The sequence below is a fragment of the Anaerovorax odorimutans DSM 5092 genome, from assembly GCF_000426305.1.
Classification (GTDB): domain Bacteria; phylum Bacillota; class Clostridia; order Peptostreptococcales; family Anaerovoracaceae; genus Anaerovorax; species Anaerovorax odorimutans.
This window is the reverse complement of sequence record NZ_AUFC01000051.1, coordinates 1-2,534: the sequence shown is the minus strand read 5'-3', so window position 1 is coordinate 2,534 and position 2,534 is coordinate 1. Positions and strand designations below refer to the sequence as shown.

The 2,534-nt window shown below is 50.8% G+C and carries 1 rRNA gene; it reads right to left on the bottom strand.

Features of this window, described 5'->3' with window-relative positions:
• A 23S ribosomal RNA gene (locus K292_RS0112660) occupies positions 1-2,534 on the bottom strand; the annotation flags it as partial.

Sequence of the window (2,534 nt, the reverse complement as noted above, 5' to 3'; positions counted from 1 at the left end):
AATGGAGGAAATCTTTTCTTGTGGGGGGCTTCGCACTTAGATGCTTTCAGCGCTTATCCCGTCCATACTTAGCTACCCAGCTATGCCCTTGGCAGAACAACTGGTGCACCAGAGGTATGTCCATCCCGGTCCTCTCGTACTAAGGACAGCTCCACTCAAATTTCCAACGCCCACAGCGGATAGGGACCGAACTGTCTCACGACGTTCTGAACCCAGCTCGCGTACCTCTTTAATGGGCGAACAGCCCAACCCTTGGGACCTACTTCAGCCCCAGGATGAGACGAGCCGACATCGAGGTGCCAAACCTCCCCGTCGATGTGGACTCTTGGGGGAGATAAGCCTGTTATCCCCGGGGTAGCTTTTATCCGTTGAGCGATGGCCCTTCCACTCGGAACCACCGGATCACTAAGCCCGACTTTCGTCCCTGCTCGACCTGTTTGTCTCGCAGTCAAGCTCCCTTTTGCCTTTACACTCTTCGCGCGATTTCCGTCCGCGCTGAGGGAACCTTTGGGCGCCTCCGTTACTCTTTAGGAGGCGACCGCCCCAGTCAAACTGCCCGCCTGACACTGTCCCAATACCGGTTTACGGTATCTGGTTAGAATTTCAACGTTACAAGGGTGGTATCCCAAGGGTGACTCCTCCAATACTGGCGTACTGGTCTCTCAGTCTCCCACCTATCCTGTACATGCAACGCCGAAATCCAATATCAAGCTGCAGTAAAGCTCCACGGGGTCTTTCCGTCCTGCTGCGGGTAACCGGCATCTTTACCGGTACTACAATTTCACCGAGTCTATTGTTGAGACAGTGCCCAGATCGTTACGCCTTTCGTGCGGGTCGGAACTTACCCGACAAGGAATTTCGCTACCTTAGGACCGTTATAGTTACGGCCGCCGTTTACTGGGGCTTAAGTTCTATGCTTCACTTACGTTAACACTTCCCCTTAACCTTCCAGCACCGGGCAGGCGTCAGCCCCTATACTTCAGCTTTCGCTTTAGCAGAGACCTGTGTTTTTGGTAAACAGTCGCCTGGGCCTTTTCACTGCGGCCTGCTTTCGCAGGCACCCCTTCTCCCGAAGTTACGGGGTTATTTTGCCGAGTTCCTTAACAATAGTTCTCTCGCTCACCTTAGGATTCTCTCCTCATCTACCTGTGTCGGTTTGCGGTACGGGCACCTACAGTCTCGCTAGCGGCTTTTCTTGACAGCTTGAAATCAGTTGCTTCGGTACTTTATTTCCCTCCCCATAACGCCTCAGATTTGCAATACGGCGGATTTGCCTACCGTATCTTCCTTGACGCTTAGACGCACTCGACCAACGGTGCGCTCAACTTATCCTTCTGTGTCCCCACTTCACTCAATCAACTTTCGGTGGTACAGGAATCTCAACCTGTTGTCCATCGCCTACAGCTTTCGCTCTCGGCTTAGGTCCCGACTTACCCTGAGCGGACGAACCTTCCTCAGGAAACCTTAGATTTTCGGTGGACAGGATTCTCACCTGCCTTACGCTACTCATGCCAACATTCTCTCTCGTATACAGTCCACCTTCCCTTTCAGTTTGGCTTCTGCCCGTATACGATGCTCCTCTACCAATTACATTACTGTAATTCCAAAGCTTCGGTGGTAAGTTTTAGCCCCGTTTATTTTCGGCGCAGAGTCACTCGACTAGTGAGCTATTACGCACTCTTTAAATGAGTGGCTGCTTCTAAGCCAACATCCTAGTTGTCTATGCAGCTCCACATCCTTTTCCACTTAACTTACACTTTGGGACCTTAGCTGTTGGTCTGGGCTGTTTCCCTTTCGACCACGAAACTTATCTCACGTAGTCTGACTCCCAGTAAACAATTTCTCGGCATTCGGAGTTTGATAGTTTTCGGTAACCGGTGAAGGCCCCTAGAACATTCAGTGCTCTACCTCCGAGTATCTTTTACTGAGGCTAGCCCTAAAGCTATTTCGAGGAGAACCAGCTATATCCGGGTTCGATTGGAATTTCACCGCTATCCACACGTCATCCCAGCCTTTTTCAACAGACATGAGTTCGGTCCTCCACGAGATTTTACTCTCGCTTCAACCTGCACATGGATAGGTCACCCGGTTTCGGGTCTACAGCATATAACTTGACGCCCTATTAAGACTCGCTTTCGCTACGGCTCCGATGCATAACATCTTAACCTTGCTACATACCATAACTCGTTGGCCCGTTCTACAAAAAGTACAAGGTCACTTGCGCTCCCTTTGCTTGTAAGCATAAGGTTTCAGGTTCTATTTCACTCCCCTCCCGGGGTTCTTTTCACCTTTCCCTCACGGTACTATTCTCTATCGGTCACTAGGTAGTATTTAGCCTTGGGGGGTGGTCCCCCCTGCTTCCCACCAGGTTTCACGTGTCTGGTGGTACTCTGGTGCCTTTCTATGCTTTATGCATTTCGTCTACGGGGCTTTTACCCTGTTTCGCTGAACTTTCCAGTTCTATTCGACTATACATGCCACATGTTATGAAAGGTCCACAACCCCGGATAAATCCGGTTTGGGCTCTTCCCCTT